This is a genomic window from Blastocatellia bacterium (genome assembly GCA_035275065.1).
GTDB lineage: Bacteria > Acidobacteriota > Blastocatellia > UBA7656 > UBA7656 > DATENM01.
Genome location: DATENM010000002.1, coordinates 17,081 through 35,592, shown reverse-complemented (window position 1 = coordinate 35,592; position 18,512 = coordinate 17,081). Strand labels below are relative to the sequence as shown.

Genomic DNA, 18,512 nt, shown 5'->3' with positions numbered 1-18,512 from the left:
GCGGGCCCGCTGCCTGGCAACACCACGGCTTCCATTTCGTCTGGTGCTTACCCGCTATGCTTTTACCACACGCCGCGCGGTTCACGAAACGGCGCGCGCCGCGGCGACGCCGATTGCCGCTGCGATGAATCGCGTGCTAGACTCGCCATTCATCCGTGCAAAAAATCGGGGCCGGTTCAATTCTCATGAAGTGTTTGTCAAAGGTGTTTGCCGCCGCGCTGTGCGGGTTGCTGATGGCCGCTGTCGGCGCGGCCTCCGCGCAGGCCGCCGACGCCTTGCCGGGCCTCGGCAGAGTGCGGATCGCACAGAGCCCGCCCGACGCTCAGCAGTCAGAAGATCAGCAGACGAAGCAAGAGAAAAAGCGCGAGCGGCGCGAGCGCCAGCAGCAGGACGCCCCCAAAGATGCGGCGACGCCACCGCCCGCCGACAAGCCTGCCACTCCGAAGATCAACACCGAGTTCGGTGATACGGTCGAGATCATCGCCGACAACCAGACTAAGACCGGCGACCTGTTCGTCTATGAAGGCTACGTCAACGCGACGCTCGGCGAGATACGCTTGCAGGCCGACCACGTCATCTTCAACGGCACCACCGGCGATATGACCGCCGAAGGCAACGTCATCTTCGATCAGGGCGCCGACCAGCGGGTCACCGCGCGCCGCGCCGAGATCAACTGGAAGACGCGGCGCGGCACCTTCTGGGAGACCACAGGCTTTACCAACCGCACGCAGACCGGCGAATACATCTTCTTCACGGCGGCGCGCGTCGAGAAGACCGGCGTGGCGACGTACGAGCTTTATGACGCGGACGTGACGGCGTGCGAAGACGTCGTGCCCAAGTGGGGCTTCCATGCGCGCCGCGCCGAATTGAAGATGGGCGACCGCATCACGCTGCACAACTCGGTCTTTCACATCAAGACGCTGCCGGCATTCGTGCTGCCCTACGCCTGGATACCGGCGACGCGCAAAGAGCGCAAGTCGGGATTCCTGTTGCCTTCGACCGGCACCTCGACGCAGAAGGGGCGGACGCTGAAGCTGGCTTACTATCAAACCCTCGGCGATTCAGCCGACATCACGATCCGCACGGATGTCTACACGCAGCGCGGGCTCGGATTCGGGGCCGAGTTTCGCGCCCAGACCGACGAGCGCTCTTACATGCGGATCGGCATCTTTGCCGTCAAAGACCGCTTGTTCGGGCCTGCCGGGCCGAGCCAGGGCGGCACCGCGTTTGTCGGCGAAGGCCAGCAGTACTTGCCGCATGGGTGGGTCGCCGTCGGCAATGTGTCTCTGGTTACAAATCTGCAATTCCGCCAGGTCTTCAGCGACGACATCAGTCAGATCATTGACCCGCGCCGCGAATCGACGTTTTACGCCTACAACAACACGCCGAACTTCAGCTTCAACTTCCTGGCGAAGAACGAAACGACGACGCTCTTTCGCCCGAGCCGCGATGCGGCCAACGTCGGCGGCGGCAGCAATTTTGACATTCGCATTCGACAAGCGCCGCAGATCGATATGACCTTTTACCCGCGCCGCGTCTTTGACTCGCTGCCGATCTACCTGTCATTCGACGCCAGCCTCGGCGCGCTCAAGCGCCAGGAGGTCGTTGACAGCAGCGATGTGCTGGCGACGCCGGCTGCCGTGCAGCGCTTTGACTTTCAGCCACGGCTGACGGTGGCGCTGGCGACCATCGCCGGCATCGCCATCACGCCGAGCTTGAGCTTTCGTGAGACATATTACACAAGCAGCCTCGACCCGACGGTGCCGGCGTTCGACCCCGACCGCTTCGCCACGTCGCTCGCCGACCAGCGCTTTGACCCGACCAGCACGACCTATGATCCGCTGGTGCGTTTGTTCGACCTGGGGACGCAGAATCGTGTGCTCAACGACAGCCAGTCGCGTCACTACACGGAGCTTGCCGTAGACATTCGCCCGCCGGCGCTCGCCAAGACCTATACCAACGACGATGGCTCGCCGCGCTTCAAGCACTTGATCGAGCCGCTGCTCACCTACCGCTTGATTCGCGGCGTCGGCGACGAGTTCAACCGCATCATCCGCTTCGACGAACGCGACGCCGTCGCCAACACCAACGAGTTCGAATACGGCATGGTGAATCGCTTCTACACGCGGCGCAGCTCGGCGGATGTCTATCAGAAGCGCGGCAAGCGGCGGCGCTCGGTCGCAGCGGATATGAAGCCGGTCGGCCCCGGCCAGCGCGACAAGGCGAACAAGAAGAACAAGAAGAACCGCGCGCCCGACGATCAAAGCGCGCCTGACAAACCGCCCGTCACCACGGACGCGGCGGCGCAAACGGCTGACGCGACGGCAAAGCGGCTTGAGCTTGAGCGCGGCCAGTCAACTGAAATGACGCATGGCGGCGAGACCCGCGCCCAGCGCAACAACGCGCCGGACGGGCGCGACGATTTTAATGGCGGCAAGACCACAAACGACAAGCGGAGCAAAGCCGACGCCGCCGACGCAGCCAATGACGCCGCCAGCGCCGCAGACGCGGACGCGCCGCCGGCGCCAAGCGCGGCGAGCAACGAAGACGCCCCGGCGCAGGCTTATGAATTTCTGACCGTCAAGGTGGCGCAAAAATATTTCATTGATCGCACCTTCGGCGGCGCGCTCATCGAAGGCCAGCGCAATCAGTTCTACCCCATCAACACGTTATCGGGGTTTACCTTCGGCGGGCGGGCGCGCAGCTTCTCGCCGGTCAACGTCGCCGTGCATTACCGCCCGCTGTCGAGCGTCTATGCCGACCTGCGTATGGATGTCGGCGCCGAAGACGGGGCGGTGCGCGATGTGATTGTCGGCGGCGGCTATCGCGCCGAGAAGTTCGCGGTGTCGGCAGATTATTACCTGTCGCGGCGCATCGAGATCGCTCCGAACAGCTTTGAGCCGGGAACCTTTCCGGGCAACGCCGTGGATGTCGGCGTGGAGTTCGGCGATGGCTTGCGCGGATGGTATGGCGGCACGCGCGTCAGCTATGATTTTACCGACCGCTTCCTGAGTGCCGAGCAGGTTTCGAAAGGCCGGCTGCTGCGCTCACGCAGTTACGTCGGCCATGCGTGGGACTGTTGCGGCGTGCAGTTCAACTATGGCACGTTCAAGGCGGGCCTGAGAAACGAGAGCGCCTTTTCCTTCACCTTCACGCTCGCCGGTCTCGGCACGCTTGGCACAGACCAGTTCGGCGGCGCCGGCACCAGCCGCAAGGCTAAGAAGCGCCTCGGCAACAACAACGATTTCTAGCGGCCACTGGGTTATGAAGATACGACGCAACGAGACAGGCTTTCTGGTGGTGCTCGACGCGGGCGACGAGATGATCGCGTCGCTCAGGAAGCTGGCCGAGGCCGAGCGCATCGGCGAAGCCTCGTTTACCGCTATCGGCGCGGTGCGCGATGTCGTGCTCGGCTACATTGCGCTGGAAACCAAGAGCTATCTGCGCCGCGAGCTGGGCCCGGATTCGATGGAGCTGGTGTCGGCCATCGGCAATCTGGCGCGCCTGGATGGCGAGCCGGTGGTGCATTGTCACGCGACGGTCGGCGACCGCGAGATGCGCGTCTATGGCGGCCACCTGTTTCAAGCGGTGGTGTCGGTGACGGTCGAGATTTTCCTGCGCGTCTATGACGGCGAGATCAGCCGCCGCTATGACCCGGCGAGCGGCGCGAACACCATTCAACTTTGATCGCCCGTCCGGGCGAGCGCCCCTCTTGCGCCGCACCAAAGCCTCAGGGCATTATTATTGACAGGGTAGGGCATTGATGGTACGTTAGCCGTGAAATTCCGTTCGGGTTTGCCCCCTGGCTAGACTCTTATGAGAAGCAGAAGCGGTCACAACAGCGACCACCGCAAGAAGGAGATTCTCGCGGCGATTGTCCGGGCGCACGTCGCCACGGGTCAGCCGGTCGGTTCGCTGTCGCTGGCGCAGCAGTCGAGCGAGCGTCTGTCATCGGCGACGATTCGTAACATCTGCGCCGAGCTTGAAGACGAAGGCTACCTGACGCATCCGCATACGTCAGCCGGGCGCATGCCGACCGACAAAGGTTACCGCTTCTATGTTGACCATGTGATTCGCTCGACGCAGCTCACCGAGTCAGAAGCAGCGCGCATCAACGCTTACCTGCTCGACGAAGAGACGCTGCGCAGCCCTGAGCGCTTGATGGAGCGCACGAGCCGTCTGCTGTCGCAGTTGTCCGACAATGTCGGCATCGTCATTTCGCCGTCAATTGCCCGTGACATCCTGCACCACATCGAGTTCGTGCGGCTGCCGGATGGGCGCATTCTGGCCATCACGGTGTCGAGCGCAGGGCGCGTGCAGGATCGCTTGATCCGCGTCGAAGGCGACTTCACGCAGGCCGAGTTGAATGGCACGGGTCGCTATTTGACAGAGAATTTTCGCGGCTGGACGCTTGATGAAATTCGCGACGAGCTGCTGCGGCGCATGGGCGAAGAGAAGGCGCTTTATGACCAGTTGCTGCGCAACGCCATGCTCTTGTGCAGCCAATCGCTGCAAGACGGCGATCAGCCGGACGTCTTCATCGAGGGCGCGTCGAACATTATCGCCAAGCCGGATTTTACGGATGCCGAGCGCATGCGGGCGCTGTTTAAGATGTTTGAAGAGAAGAGCCGCATGGTGCGCATACTCAACGAGTGCATCACCAGTGCCTGCCGCCAGGCGGTCGCCGTGCGCATCGGCAGCGAGAATGACTCCGCCGACTTGCGCGATTGCACGGTGATTGCCTCGCCATGTTTTTACGTCGCCGGCGGCGGCGTCGGCAGCCTCGGCGTCGTCGGCCCGACGCGTATCGAGTACGAGCGGCTCATTAGTGTCGTAGATTACATTGCCAGATTGTTCGCGCGGGTGCTGAATACGAACAGCCCGACGCCATTTGCGGCGCGAACACTGTAGAGTTTTGAATGCCCGAATGTGCGGTGCAGGGAATTGAGTTAGAGATGAGTAAACAGGATAACGAGCCCAAGGAAGTGCCAATTGAGTTCTCTGACAACGAAGAAGAGTCGGCAGCCAGCGACGACACCTTAGCGTCGGATGATCCGCCGGAGAGCGATGATCCGCCGGCCGAGGGCGATAGCGACCGCCTGGCGGCGCTGCAAGCGCAGATTGACGCGCTGACGCAGGAACGCTCGATGCTGCTCGACCAGCGCTTGCGCACGCAGGCGGAGTTTGAAAACTACCGCCGCCGGGTTGACCGCGAACGTGCGGAAACCTACGCGCGGTCGCGCGCCGAAGTCGTGCTGGAACTGCTGCCGGTGATCGATAATTTCGAGCGCGCCCTGGCCAGCCTTGAGCATAGCGGCAACGATGCCAAGAGCTTGCATGAAGGCATCGAATTGATTCACCGCCAGCTCAACGACGCGCTGGCGAAGTTTGGCCTCCAGCCGGTTGAATCCGTCGGGCAGGCTTTCGACCCGAACGTTCACGAAGCGGTGTCGGCAGAGCCTTCCGAAGAGCACGAAGAGAACACGGTGATCGCCGAGTTCCAGCGTGGCTATCGGCTGGGCGAGAAACTGTTGCGCCCGGCGAAAGTGAAAGTCGCCTCGACCCCCGAGAAGTAGTAAGCAGGAAGCAGGAGGCAGGAAGCAGTCCAGAGGATATGCAAACTGTCTTGATGATGAGCAGCGAATAACCACTGCTTCCTGCCTCCTGCTTCCTGCCTCCTGCTGTGATTCCGCCCCTACCCTGATTCGCCCCAGCCCCGCTGCCTTTCCCGTTTGGGAATTTTAGGAGGCCAGATTTATGGGCAAAGTCATCGGCATAGACCTCGGGACCACCAACTCGTGTGTGGCCATACTCGAAGGCGGCGTGACGCAGATCATTCCGAACAAAGAGGGCGGGCGGACGACGCCGTCGGTCGTCGCCTTTACCGAGAAAGGCGAGCGGTTGATCGGCCAGATCGCCAAGCGCCAGGCCATCACCAACTCGGCCAACACCATCTATGCGGTCAAGCGTTTGATCGGGCGCAAGTTCAACTCGCAGGAAGTGCAGCGCGCCATGGAAGTCTGCGCCTACGAGATCACCGAGGCGTCGAACGGCGATTGCCGTGTGCGCGTGCGCGGGCGCGATTACTCGCCGCCGGAAATCTCTGCCATCCTGCTGCAACGGCTCAAGCTGGCCGCCGAAGAGTTCCTCGGCGACGAAGTCACCGAAGCCATCATCACGGTGCCTGCTTACTTCGACGACATCCAGCGGCAGGCGACTAAGGACGCCGGCAAGATCGCCGGCCTCAACGTCCACCGCATCATCAACGAGCCGACCGCCGCGGCCCTGGCCTACGGACTGGGCAAGCGCGAACACGAGAAGATCGCCGTCTACGATCTCGGCGGCGGCACCTTCGACGTGTCGATCATGGAGATGAACGACGGCGTCTTTGAAGTGTTGTCAACCTGCGGCGACTCGTTCCTCGGCGGCGAGGACTTCGATCAGCGCATCGTTGACTGGATGATCGAGACGTTTAACGAAGAGACCGGCATTGATCTGCACAACGACCGGCTGGCCTTGCAGCGCTTGAAAGAGGCCGCCGAGCGCGCCAAGTGCGAGCTGTCGACGGTGAGCGAAGCGCAGATGAATCTGCCGTTCATCGCCGCCGACCCGACGGGGCCGAAGCACTTCAACAAGACGCTGACGCGCGCCAAGTTCGAAGCTCTGGTTGCCGATCTGGTCGAGCGCACGGTCGAGCCTTGCCAGAAAGCCTTGCGCGATGCCAAGCTGAGCGCCGCGCAGGTGACGAAAGTTTTGCTCGTCGGCGGTCAGACGCGCTCGCCCATCATCATCAGCCGGGTGCGCGAAATTTTCCAGCGCGAGCCTTCGATTGAAATCAACCCCGACGAAGTCGTTGCCATCGGCGCGGCCATTCAGGCCGGCGTGTTGTCGGGCGACGTCAAGGATTTGATCCTGCTCGACGTCATCCCGCTCAGCCTGGGCATCGAAACGCGCGGCGGCTTGTTCACCAAGATCCTTGAGCGCAACTCGACGATCCCGACCAAGAAGAGCTTGATCTTCACGACCGTCGCCGACAACCAGCAGGTCGTCGAAGTCCACGTCTTGCAAGGCGAGCGCGAGATCGCCGCCGGCAACCGCAGCCTGGCGCGCTTCGAGCTGGTCGGCATCCCGACCGCGCCGCGCGGCCTGCCGCAGATCGAAGTCTGTTTCGAAGTCGACGCCGACGGCATCGTCTCGGTGTCGGCGCGCGACAAGATGACCAGTCTGGAACAGGCCATGCGCATCACGCCGTCTTCGGGGCTGTCCGCGTCAGAGATTTATGACCTGATCGAAGAGGCGGGCCGCAACCATGAAGTTGACCGCCGGCTGAAAGAGGTCATCCTGGCGCGCAATCGCCTGGAAGGCTTGATGCACAACACGGCGCGCTCGTTCAGCGAGTTCGGCTGGATGCTGCCGCAAAACGATCAAGACTTCGTGCGCCAGACGCTCGACAACGCGCGCCGCGCCGTCGTTTCTGAAGACGGCACGGAGGTGCGTTACGCGCTCGAAGAATTAGAGAGAGCGGCGCGCCTGATCACGGACGCCATGTTCCGCCCGACCGGCATGTCGCCCGGCCCCGGTTCGAGCGTGGAAGACGAAACGGCCACGCCGGTTACAGAAGTGTCGTAAAGTTTGCTATACTCTGATTCCCGGTTCTCGGCCCCGGTTGTTGCAAGCGGATCAAGGGTCGAGAACCAGGAATTAGAAACTATAACTCAGGGACGAAATCGATTGAGCAGCAAACGCGACTACTACGAAATATTGGGCGTGACGCGCACGGCCAATGAGCAGGAACTGAAACAGGCATACCGCCGCCTCGCCGTCCAATACCACCCGGATAAGAATCCCGGCGACCAGACTGCCGAGGAAAAATTCAAAGAGATTAACGAAGCCTATCAAATACTGTCGCAGCCCGAATTGCGCTCGCGTTACGACCGCTTTGGCCACGCGGGGGTCGGCGCGGCGGCGCAGGCGGGCGCCGGTTTCGGGCAGGGCTTCCCGGGCTTTGAAGACATCTTCGAGATGTTCGGCTTCGGCGATATGTTCGGTGGGCGCGGCCAGCGGCGCGGCCCGCAGCGCGGCGCCGACTTGCGCTACGACATCGAGATCACGCTCGAAGAAGCGGCGCAGGGCGTCAAGACCAAGATTCGCGTGCCGCGCCTGGAGCATTGTGATACCTGTCACGGCAGCGGCGCGGCGGAAGGCTCGCAGCCCGTCCGCTGTTCGACCTGTGGCGGCAGCGGCCAGGTGCGTTATCAGCAGGCTTTTCTCAGTGTCATGCGCACCTGCTCGAATTGTCGCGGCAGCGGCAAAGTGATTAAGAACCATTGCCGCGCCTGTCAAGGCGCAGGCCGCGTCGAGCGCGAAAAGACGCTCGAAATCAAGATGCCTGCCGGGGTTGATAGCGGCTCGCGGCTGCGCATCGCCGGCGAAGGCGAAGCCGGCGATCCCGGCGCGGCGCGCGGCGACCTCTACGTCATCGTCCACCTCAAAGAACACGAGACGTTCGAGCGGCGCGATGCCAACCTCTACTGTGCGATCCCGATCTCGTTCACCGAGGCGGCGCTCGGCGGCGAGATTGGCGTGCCAACGCTTGACGGCGAAGAGCGTGTGAAGATCGAAGAAGGCACGCAGACCGGCACCATCTTTCGCCTCAAGGGCAAAGGCATGCCGGTGTTGGGCGGGCGCGGGCGCGGCGACCTCTACGCCGCGGTCAATGTCATCACGCCGACCAGCCTGTCGCGCGAGCAGAGGAAGCTGCTTGAAGAACTGGCGAAGCTCGAGCGCGAGAACCCCGCAACCGACCGCGGCATCATGGACAAGGTGAAAGACATCTTCGGCTGACGCGCGGCAAAGCAAACATTCACCGCAGAGAACGCAGAGGGACGCAGAGATACTACACAACACTCTGCGTCCCTCTGCGTTCTCTGCGGTAAATCATGACGATCCCGGCGCGCTCGCGCCACCCGACCGGCGCCGCTGCTTGATGCGGATCGGCGTGCCGAAGAAGCCGAACTCTTCGCGCAGGCGATTCACCAGGTAGCGCTCGTAGGAGAAGTGTAGTTTCGCTTTCGGTGTGCGCGACGAAGTGAAGACGACAAAAGTCGGCGGGCGCGTGCCGGCTTGCGTGATGTAGAGAACGCGGACCGGATACTTGGAGCGCGTCGTCGCGCGCGGCTGTTCCAGGTGGCGCTCGAAGAAGCGATTCAGCTCTGAAGTCGAAATGCGCTTGGCGCGTTCCTCATGCGCCTGTTTGGCCAGCTCCAACAGGTTGGTGACGCGCTGACCGGTCTTGGCCGAGATAAAGGCGACCGGCGCGTAATCCGCGAACTTCATCATCTCGCGAATGCGGCGCTCGTAAGCGCTCGTCGTGTGCGTGTCTTTTTCGATGGCGTCCCACTTGTTGACGGCAATGATCAGGCTGGCGCCGGCTTCGTGGGCGTAACCGCCGATGGTGGCGTCGAGCGCCGTCGGGCCTTCGACCGCATCGATCAACAGGATGGCGACGTCAGCCTGTTCAAGATGCCGGCGAGCCATGACCACGGAAATCTTTTCGGCGACCAGCTCGGTCTTGCCCTTGCGGCGAATGCCCGCCGTGTCAATCAAGCGGAAGTGCATGTCTTCAAATTCAAGGTCGGTGTCAACCGCGTCGCGCGTCGTGCCGGGGATCGGCGAAACGATGACGCGCTCGGCTCCGGTCAGGCGATTGACCAGCGACGACTTGCCGACGTTCGGGCGGCCGACGATGGCGATGCGGATTTCGCGTTGCGCCGCTTCGCGGACTTCGGGGGCGGGCAGCAGGTCGAGCGCCGCGTCGAGCATGTCGCCGAGGCCATTGCCGTGCTCGGCAGAGACCGCAAAGACCGCAGCGAATCCCCAGCGCTCGAACTCCAGCGCATCGGCTTCCAGGCGGGCGCTATCGACTTTGTTGGCGGCGACAAAGACCGGCTTGTGCGCCGAGCGCGCCAGCTCGGCGAGCTCTTCATCGAGCGGCGTGATGCCGGCGCGGGCGTCGGTGACCAGCAATATCAAGCCGGCTTCTTCGAGCGCCGCGCGCGCCTGTCGCAGAATGTTGGTCGGGATCAACTCGGCGTCGTCGGGGATGATGCCGCCGGTGTCAACCAGCTTGAGCGCCCGCCCGCGCCATTCAGCGCGGCCATAAATGCGGTCGCGGGTGATGCCCGGCTCGTCGCCGACGATTGAGCGCCGCGAGCCAGTGAGCCGATTGAACAGCGTGGATTTGCCGACGTTCGGGCGGCCGAGAATCACCACCGTCGGCAGGTCGCGCGCCTCGACGGGCTCGCCGGTTGGCGCTGTGCTTTCGAGTGCTTCCATTCGCTTATCTCCCCTCTGACTGTAGCCCGCGCCCGCCCGCTTTTACAAGCCGGCGGCTGACGACGCCTGCCGCCGTGCCGCGCCGGTTGCAGACTCAAATCCGAGCCGTTATAACAAACAGAGGGGAAAGAAGAAATGATGAACGATGAATGATGAATGATGAAGTGGCCGGAGCTAGCGCCCATTGTAACGGGGCTTGTCTCCCCGACTCATCATTCATACTTCATCGTTTCCTCGTTTCCCCATCAGACGCGGATTTGTTATGATGAGCGTCGTTTGAGCAGAGAGGGCAGGGTCAGCAAACTGACACCGGAGCAAACCGAACGCATGCACAGCCGCCTGGAAATGGACGCGCCCGCCGGCGCGCCGCCAATGACGAGCGCCGAGATTTTCGCGCTCGTGCAAAGCGACCTGGCACTTGTCGAAGCCGAGTTCAAGCACGCCGTCAGCGACGCGCCCGAAGTCGTCGCGGCGATGGGCTGTTACCTGCACGAAGGCGGCGGCAAGCGCGTGCGCCCGGCTTTATTGCTGCTCGCGGCGCATATGACTGGCGGCGCGGCGGGCGCGGCGGCGGTGCGCATGGGCGTCGTGATGGAAATGCTGCACACGGCGACGCTCGTGCATGACGACATCATCGATGAAGCCAGAGTGCGGCGCGGGCAGCCTTCGGCCAACGCGCGTTGGGGCAATAACAAGACGGTGCTGATCGGCGACTGGCTCTACATGACGGCCTTCGACCTCTCCCTGCGCGAGCGTAACTTCGACATTCTCGACAGCCTGACGCGCATGACGCGCCGCATGGTCGAGGGCGAAATCATACAACTGTCGCTGATCGGCGACAGCCGCATCACGGAAGCTCAGCACCTCGACATCGTCGAGCGCAAGACGGCTTATATGTTCAGCGTCTGCTCAGAGATCGGCGGCATTCTCGCCGCCGCCAACCGCGAGCAGCGGCGGGCGCTGGCGCATTATGGCAAATCGGTCGGCATCGCCTTTCAACTTGTGGACGACGTGCTCGACTTCGTTTCGACCGAGGCCAAGCTCGGCAAGCCGGTCGCCAACGACTTGCGCGAAGGCAAGCTGACGCTGCCGCTGATCTACCTGTTGGAAGCCGGCGACGCCGATCACCGGCGGATGGTTGAAACGGTGATGCGCGAAGGCGGCTTCGAGAGCGTCACGCGCGAAGAGGTGCTGCGCTTGATCGATGAGCACGGCACGTTGGAGCGCGCCCGCCGCGCCGCGCTGCACTATGCCAACGAGGCCATCGAATCGCTCGACCTCTTTCCCCACTCGCCTTACCGCCAGGCCCTGATGAGCGTTCCCCGCTTCATTGTCGAGCGCGAGATGTGATATAGATTAGGGGCCGGGTTTTGGGGGCCGGGGGCCGGTTAGGCGAGCATCATCCTCTGCATTCGGCATCATTCGGCCCACAATCCATCCTGACCGACCCCCGACCCCTGACCCCCGGCCCCAATTCCCATGATGTACTGCGAACGATGCAACATTGATTTCCCGGAAGGGCTGCGTTACTGCAAGTGGTGCGGCCAGACGCTGGTTGAGCGCCGCCGCAACACCAGCGAGCTGCACTTCTGCCCGAACTGCTCGGCGGCGGTGCAGCCGCGCTGGGCGTTCTGCAAAGTCTGTGGCGTGCGGCTGACAACCGCGCCGCGCGCGTCGGTCGTGACGACCTGTGCGCAGTGCGGCACCTCTGTCAGTCCCGGCGCGCTGCACTGTCTCAACTGCGGCTATAACCTGCACGCGAATAGTGATGCGGTCAGCGAAGCGCCGAGCACGACGATCATTGCTCTCTGCCCGACCTGCGGCGAGCGCATCGATCCGGGCAGCGTCTACTGCAAAGGCTGCGGCGCGGCGCTCTACGAACAACAAACGCCATTCGGCGAGTCGGCCATCATCTGTTCCGCCTGCCAGAGCTTCAACCCTGTCGGCTCAAGCGTCTGCCGCGTCTGCGGCGCGTCGTTGATTGTCACGGCGGGCACGATGGCCGCCGATCAGCCGCCGACACAGCCGGTCATCGAAAAGAACTCGGACACTCTGCCTGACCTTGCTGACCATATGCCGAGCCGCCAGTCGGGCGAATACCGCCCGCCGACTGCCGAGCGCGAGAGTCCACAGCCGCCGCTGACACTTGAGCACGTCTCGCCGTTGCGCGGGCCTGAGCTTGAGCCGGGCGCTTCGACGCTGGCCTTTGACCCGCAGCGAACCGATGCCTTTCAGTCGTCGGCCACCGAGGCGATTCAATCGCCGGGCACCGAGGTCTTTCAGGATGGGCTGACCAGCACCGTGCCCTCGTCGCAGCAGACCATCCAGACATATCCGAAGGGCGCTGACACCAGCCTCTTGCCGGGCGTCGCCGGTTCTAAATTCGAGCAGCCGCAGACGACCGCTTCGCTCAACATGGGCCGCGACACCGGCCCGGTCGAAGACGAGGCCGCCGCCCCTGATGAAGCGGCAGCGCCGCCTTCCGTCGAGATGGTCGCGCCGCCTTCTGAAGAGTTGAGCAGTCCGGCAGCGCCGATGACCCGCCCGAACACCGACGAGTTGACCTCGCCGAATGAAGCGCCGCCTTCGATGTACGAAACCTTCACCTTCGTTTCCGACGTTGAGGCGACGCCGCCCGAAGGCACCGTCGCCTTGGGCGCCGGCAGCCCGCCGCCCGCCGCTTTTGAGAAATCAGCAGAGCCGTTTATCTCTGGCAATCAGGCCGCGCCTGCACCGCCGCCACCGCCGAATGTGCCGCTCGCGCCGCCTTCAGACGCCGACCATGCAGTCGCCGAAACCAGGCCGGCCATCCTTAGCGTCGCGCCGCCGGCTGAAGCGATTCGCGAAACCGCTCACCGCTATGAGCCGTCGCCGCAACCGACAATGCCCATCGAGCAGGCGGCGTCAACAACCTTCAGTCAAAGTAACGTTCATTACCCGACGCCTGCGGTGCCGGTAACGCCGAAGCCGCCCGTGACGCGGAAGAAAAGTCGCACAGGCTTGTACGCCGGCCTCTTCGTCATGCTTTTCGTGATCGGCATCGGGCTCGGCGCATGGTGGTTCCTGTCCGGGCGGAAGCCGGCCAATCCCGTCGCGCCGGCAACGCCGAGCGAAACGCCGACTGCGCCGGCAAAGCCCACCGAGCCGACGAAGCCCGCCGCGCCTGCGGTGCCCGAAGGCATGGTGCTGGTGACGGCGGGTAATTACACGGTGGGCCGCGACGACGCGAGCGACCTTGAAAAGCCACAGCACGCCGTCACTCTGCCGGCTTATCTCATCGACCGCACCGAAGTGACCTGCGACGCGTACAAGCAATTCATTGACGCGACCAATCACAAGCCGCCGGTCAACTGGCAGGGCAATAACTTCCCGACGGGCCGCGCTAACTATCCGGTGACCGGAATTACATGGCAGGACGCGGCGGATTACGCGGCGTGGGCGGGCAAGCGGCTGCCGACCGAAGCCGAATGGGAAGCGGCGGCGCGCGGCCCCGAAGGCCGGCGTTACCCGTGGGGCAACGAATGGCTGCCGGGGCAGGCGAACATCGGCGTCAAGGCGGGCGAGCCAACCGCAGACAACCAGTACCCGCTACAGGTCATGGAGGTCGGCGGCTACCCGCAGGGCGCGAGCCCCGCGGGCGCGCTCGACATGGTCGGCAACGTCTGGGAGTGGACGGCGGACGAGTTCAAGTTCTATCCCGGCAACCCGGCATCGCTGGATGATCCAAAGCTCAAAGCCGATCTGAAGATCAAGCCGGGCGTCACCTACCGAGTGATTCGCGGCGGCGCCTTTGATGGCGGCCAACAGCACGACGGCTCGTACCGCGGCTATCTCGACGCCAGTCTCGCCTATCCCAAGACCGGCTTCCGTTGCGCGAAAGATCTAAAGTAGTTGGTTCCTGGTTTCTGGTTCGGGAACCGTCAGCGCACGAAGCATACCTCTCGCTTAGGAAACCAGCTAACCAGGAACCAGAAACCGCTTGAACTGCTATGCGATTAAGCGAAAAGCTGGGCGCGTTGGGCGCCGGCATTGCGATTCTACCCTTACTGGTTGCCGCGCTCGTCGTCCTGTCACAGCTCTCCTCACACGCCCGCCGTCAATCAGAAGAGAACTTGCAGCGCGAAGCGCGCGCCGCGTCGGCCATCGCCGATAAGCGACTGAGCGAGCTGCGCTCGGCGGCGCAGCGGCTCGCAGACGACATCGCCAACCGCGCGCTCGCCGCGGGTGACAGTGCCCGCAGCAATGAGAGCGCCCCCGGCAGTCGCCCGACAACGCCGCAGGCGCGCATTCAAGATATGCTGTCGCGGGCGCTGCAAGATGACGGGCTCGATTTTGTCATCGTCGCCGACACGCAAGGCCGCGTCATTGCGCGCCACAACGACCTTCCCGCGCCGACCGAAATGCTGACCACAGGCGACGACCGCAATCAGTTAGCCGCCGCCGTCTTGAGCAATGGCCAGCCGGTCGCCGCCGTGGCCAGCGAAGGTACGGCGCGATTAAAGACGCTCGGCCTCGATATGCGCGCACAGGTGAAACTGATGAACGGCGCGGTCATCGATCAAGCGTTGATGACCGAGGCCGCCGCGCCGGTTCAAGGTGGTGGGCGCTCGGTCGGCGTCGTCTTGATCGGCCAGATGGTCAACAACGATGCCAAGCCGCGACCGGGCGCGAACACACTACAGACGCCGCTGGTCGCCGAGATTCGTCAGGCGCTTTATCGGCAGAGCGAAGAAGACGCCGGCGCCGTCGTCGCTTATCAAAACGCCATCATCGCGTCGAGCGTCGTCGGCAGCGGCAGCGAAACCGGCACGGCGCTGACGGGCGCGCTGTGCGATGCGGCGCAAGCTCCCGTGTTGATCGCGCAAGGTGATGAAAGCTACCTGGTCGCCTGGCAGCCGATGAAGGCGATAGACGGCGCGGCGGTCGGCCATGTCGGCGTGGCGCGCCACACGCGAGCGCTCAGGGGCGCGACTCCGGCGGCGCGCACGGCGCTGCTGTTGATCACGCTGATGGCTCTGCTTGCGGCGGGCGCCGGCGGATTCTTTTATGGCCGCGCGCTGGGCGCACGGATTGCAGACTTGAACGAAGCGGTGACGCGCTGGGGCGTCGGCGACCTGTCGGCGCCGGCCAAAGATCGTCCGCCGGTGATCGAAGCACTGGCCGGGCTCACGGCGCGCGACGAGGTCAGCCGATTGGCCGCGAGCCTCGAACAGATGCGCGAGAGTTTCCGACAGGCGATTGAACGATTGCGCCGCCGCTGAGGTTGGAACGATGAAGGATGATGATGAACTGCCGGAGCGAGCGCCCATGACAATGGGACGGGTCTCTTTAATTCATCATTCATCATTCATACTTCATCATTTTCCGTGTTGACTATCTTGCCGGCGTTCCGCAGAATGCAAGTGGCGCGTGACGAGTCGCAATCAGCGCGGTATCATACATCTTCGTTCGTTGCTCGCATTCAACCGCAGGTGGACTCTTACAGGGAGACAGGCGTTTATTCGGTTTAGCCTCGCCTTGCCTTGCAAACAACTTCGGTCGCCGCTCACTCGCGCGACCACAAATTTAACGGAGGTTTCCTTATGAGATCGAAACTGCTGACCCTGTTCATGGCTGTCGCTGTTGTGGTCGCGCTGGCCGCCGAGCTTTCTATCACGGCGCTGGCTTATCAGGGGAACGCCAACAAACCGGCCACCCCCGCCAAGAAGGCCAGGGCCAAGAAACGCAAGAAGCCTATGTCCCACGTCGCGGCCATCCCGATGACGCCGCAGGACTGTCTGAACCGGCTGGCGACGCTGGCCGCCAGAGAGCCAATGCCAGCTTATGAAGGCGAGCCGATGAAGATCGTCAACGAGGGCCTGCTCTGGTCCGGGGGCAAATGCGCGGTCACCGACCAGGCGCAACGCCTCAAGCTGGCCGACCTTGCCAACAAGTGGCGCATGAACGATGCTTCCGGGGTGCGCGCCTCCTTGCAAGAGATGGGCGGTACAGCTTCTGCCGACACCGGCTCGGCCATGCGCACGCCGCGGCCGCGCCGCGGCAGGCGAAATCGTGCGACGACCGCGCCGGCGACCGGTGACACGCAGGCGACACCGCCGACCAGCGAAACGCCGACGGCTGGCGAAGCCAGCGCCGCCGCCAACAGCAACACGCGACGGGCCAAGCCGCGCCGCCGCCCGACGCGCCGCAACAGCAACACGGGCAATACCAATAGCTGAGACACACGCGATTGAATTGCCGGCGCATGGCGGGCTGCCTGGAAAGGGAGCCCGCTTTGTTTTTGCGCCGCTTTGCGCTGCCTTAGCGTTGCTTGACACCGCGCGCGCCACTCGGATAGCCTTCTTCTGACTCCACATTAATCGCATGAAACGCATTCATATCCTGACAAAGAGCAACCTTCTGGCCGGCGCGCTCATGCTATCGGCCCTGCTGCTGACCGGATGTGGCTTTATCTCCGGCGATACCAAGATCGATGAAGGCGTCGTCATCGCGCCCAAGCTGAAGCTGCGCTCGACGACCGCGCCCGCCGCCCTGGAGCTTGCTGAAGTCAAACGCGGCGACCGACTGGACATCCTCGAACAGGCGCAGTTCAAGACCCCCACGCGCGTCGTCGAATGGTACAAGGTGCGCACCAAAGACAAGGCGGCGGTCGAAGGCTGGGTCGAGACACGCTACGTCATCAACAAGACGGTCGTTGACAAGGTCAACACGCTGTTTGAGAAATCGAAAGAGCTGCCGTCACAGGGCGCGGGCCACTTGAAAGTTCAGACCAAGCTGCGCCTGGAAGCCGACGGCGACGTTGCCACCTATCTGAGCCGCGGCACGGCGGTCGAAGTTGTCGGCAAGGCGCGCACGACGGTCAAAGCCGACAAGCCCGCCGATACCGACGAAACCGACGACTCGGACGACGACAGCGGCCCGAAGACTGTGCTGTGGTACGAAGTGCGGCTGCCGGATTCCGAGGTCTTGCGTGCCGGCTGGGTGGGCGCGCAGCAGGTGCAGCTCGATGTGCCGGACGAAATCTTGCACCTTGAAGGCGAAGGCCGGCGCTTTACAGGCTGGGTGGTGCTCGATCAGACGAAAGACAAGAAAGGCGTCGCGCATAACAACTACGTCGGCTTGATGAAAAGCCTCAGCACCGAAGGGCCGATTGATTTCACGCGCGTCTGGGTGTTGTACTTTACGCCGGATTCGGGGCGCTACAATGGCGCTTACATCAAGGACGGCTTCCGCGGCGTCTTGCCGGTGACGCTCGGCGTTGCGGGCGGGCGCAAGGGCTTCACCATTCGCAACCTCGATGAAAAAGGCAAGCCGGTGCCGATTGAGTACGAGACCATCCGCGACAGCAGTGGCCGCCTGATCGTCAAGCAGTTGACGGCGGAGCCCGGAGGCAAGAAGCCCGCCGGTCGCCGGGGCCGTTAAGCCAGCTAGCCATCAAGCAAACGGCGCGCGGTGTGAATCGTCTTCACGCCGCGCGCCGTTGATTTTTACCGCACTAGATTAGTGGTTATTTGATGTCGCGTCTTACTCCGCTTCGACGGTCACGGTCGAGATACCGAAAGCCTGGCGCGCCTGCTCGGGCCGCAGCACCGGGTGATACGTCTTGCCGTAGGCGGTGGTGATGTTCTTCACGTAATTCTTGGTCTCTTTGATCTCGGGCACCTGATTGCCGCACTTTTCAACCGTGCGCTCGCCAGAGTTGTAGCCCGCCAGCGCCAGCCGCACGTCGCCGTCGAAATGCTTCAACAGCCAGCGCAGATAGGCGACGCCGCCTTCGATGTTGGCTCCGGGGTCTTTAATGTTCACGTGGAAGCGCTCGGCGGTCGCCGGGATCAACTGCATCAACCCCTGAGCGTTTTTCTGCGACAGCGCCTGACGCTTGAAGCGCGATTCCTGGCGCATCACGTAGTAGATCAGTTTCGGATCAACGCCGTACTTGCTGCCCATCTCGACGATTTGCTGATCCAGGTCGGCAGAGCCGGTCGTCAGCCCGTCGGGAATAATGCTGCTGGCAATCTGTTCGGTCTGCGCTTCGGCGACGCCCGTAGGCGCGGTCGCCCGGCTTTGCAGCACCGCAACCAGCGCGATGACGATGACGAAGAGGATAGACTTTAAAAGAGCCTGCTTAGCGAAACGTGATAATAAAAATTGCATTATTTCCCCTGGGTCTCCCGTTT

The 18,512-nt window shown here is 63.0% G+C and carries 13 protein-coding genes; 11 read left to right on the top strand and 2 right to left on the bottom strand.

Going from position 1 to position 18,512, the window contains the following annotated elements:
• Window positions 1–185 precede the first annotated feature (185 nt).
• The 6 genes from VJ464_00710 (at window position 186) to dnaJ (ending at window position 8,844) form a co-directional block, all read left to right on the top strand.
• The gene (locus tag VJ464_00710; protein HKQ03622.1) at window positions 186–3,251 is read left to right on the top strand and encodes a putative LPS assembly protein LptD; all 3,066 of its coding nucleotides are present in this window, start codon (window positions 186–188) and stop codon (window positions 3,249–3,251) included.
• Window positions 3,252–3,264: 13 nt separating this feature from the next.
• Entirely contained in the window at window positions 3,265–3,687 is a 423-nt protein-coding gene (locus VJ464_00705) for a DUF296 domain-containing protein (protein ID HKQ03621.1), read from the top strand.
• A 129-nt stretch (window positions 3,688–3,816) separates the two neighbouring features.
• Complete coding sequence (hrcA, locus tag VJ464_00700; GenBank protein ID HKQ03620.1) at window positions 3,817–4,911, top strand: heat-inducible transcriptional repressor HrcA; 1,095 nt, start codon at window positions 3,817–3,819, stop codon at window positions 4,909–4,911.
• A 44-nt stretch (window positions 4,912–4,955) separates the two neighbouring features.
• The gene (grpE, locus tag VJ464_00695) at window positions 4,956–5,576 is read left to right on the top strand and encodes a nucleotide exchange factor GrpE (protein ID HKQ03619.1); all 621 of its coding nucleotides are present in this window, start codon (window positions 4,956–4,958) and stop codon (window positions 5,574–5,576) included.
• Window positions 5,577–5,757: 181 nt separating this feature from the next.
• A complete protein-coding gene (gene dnaK / locus VJ464_00690) occupies window positions 5,758–7,629 on the top strand; it encodes a molecular chaperone DnaK (protein HKQ03618.1) in 1,872 nt (623 codons plus the stop codon).
• Window positions 7,630–7,731: 102 nt separating this feature from the next.
• On the top strand, window positions 7,732–8,844 hold the full coding sequence (gene dnaJ / locus VJ464_00685) for a molecular chaperone DnaJ (GenBank protein ID HKQ03617.1): 1,113 nt from the start codon (window positions 7,732–7,734) through the stop codon (window positions 8,842–8,844).
• A 93-nt stretch (window positions 8,845–8,937) separates the two neighbouring features.
• Here dnaJ and der read toward each other — a convergent pair whose 3' ends face one another.
• Window positions 8,938–10,335, bottom strand: coding sequence for a ribosome biogenesis GTPase Der (gene der / locus VJ464_00680; GenBank protein ID HKQ03616.1), 1,398 nt, complete (start codon window positions 10,333–10,335; stop codon window positions 8,938–8,940).
• A 276-nt stretch (window positions 10,336–10,611) separates the two neighbouring features.
• On the opposite strand from der, the gene VJ464_00675 reads away from it, so the two are divergent.
• The 5 genes from VJ464_00675 (at window position 10,612) to VJ464_00655 (ending at window position 17,757) form a co-directional block, all read left to right on the top strand.
• A complete protein-coding gene (locus VJ464_00675) occupies window positions 10,612–11,685 on the top strand; it encodes a polyprenyl synthetase family protein (protein ID HKQ03615.1) in 1,074 nt (357 codons plus the stop codon).
• Window positions 11,686–11,814: 129 nt separating this feature from the next.
• The gene (locus VJ464_00670; GenBank protein ID HKQ03614.1) at window positions 11,815–14,226 is read left to right on the top strand and encodes an SUMF1/EgtB/PvdO family nonheme iron enzyme; all 2,412 of its coding nucleotides are present in this window, start codon (window positions 11,815–11,817) and stop codon (window positions 14,224–14,226) included.
• A 98-nt stretch (window positions 14,227–14,324) separates the two neighbouring features.
• Window positions 14,325–15,596 (top strand): cache domain-containing protein, encoded by a 1,272-nt coding sequence (locus VJ464_00665; protein HKQ03613.1) that lies wholly within the window; start codon window positions 14,325–14,327, stop codon window positions 15,594–15,596.
• Window positions 15,597–15,917: 321 nt separating this feature from the next.
• Window positions 15,918–16,553 (top strand): hypothetical protein, encoded by a 636-nt coding sequence (locus VJ464_00660; protein HKQ03612.1) that lies wholly within the window; start codon window positions 15,918–15,920, stop codon window positions 16,551–16,553.
• Between the two features lie 145 nt (window positions 16,554–16,698).
• On the top strand, window positions 16,699–17,757 hold the full coding sequence (locus VJ464_00655; protein HKQ03611.1) for an SH3 domain-containing protein: 1,059 nt from the start codon (window positions 16,699–16,701) through the stop codon (window positions 17,755–17,757).
• A 102-nt stretch (window positions 17,758–17,859) separates the two neighbouring features.
• Here VJ464_00655 and VJ464_00650 read toward each other — a convergent pair whose 3' ends face one another.
• On the bottom strand, window positions 17,860–18,489 hold the full coding sequence (locus tag VJ464_00650) for a lytic transglycosylase domain-containing protein (GenBank protein ID HKQ03610.1): 630 nt from the start codon (window positions 18,487–18,489) through the stop codon (window positions 17,860–17,862).
• Window positions 18,490–18,512 lie beyond the last annotated feature (23 nt).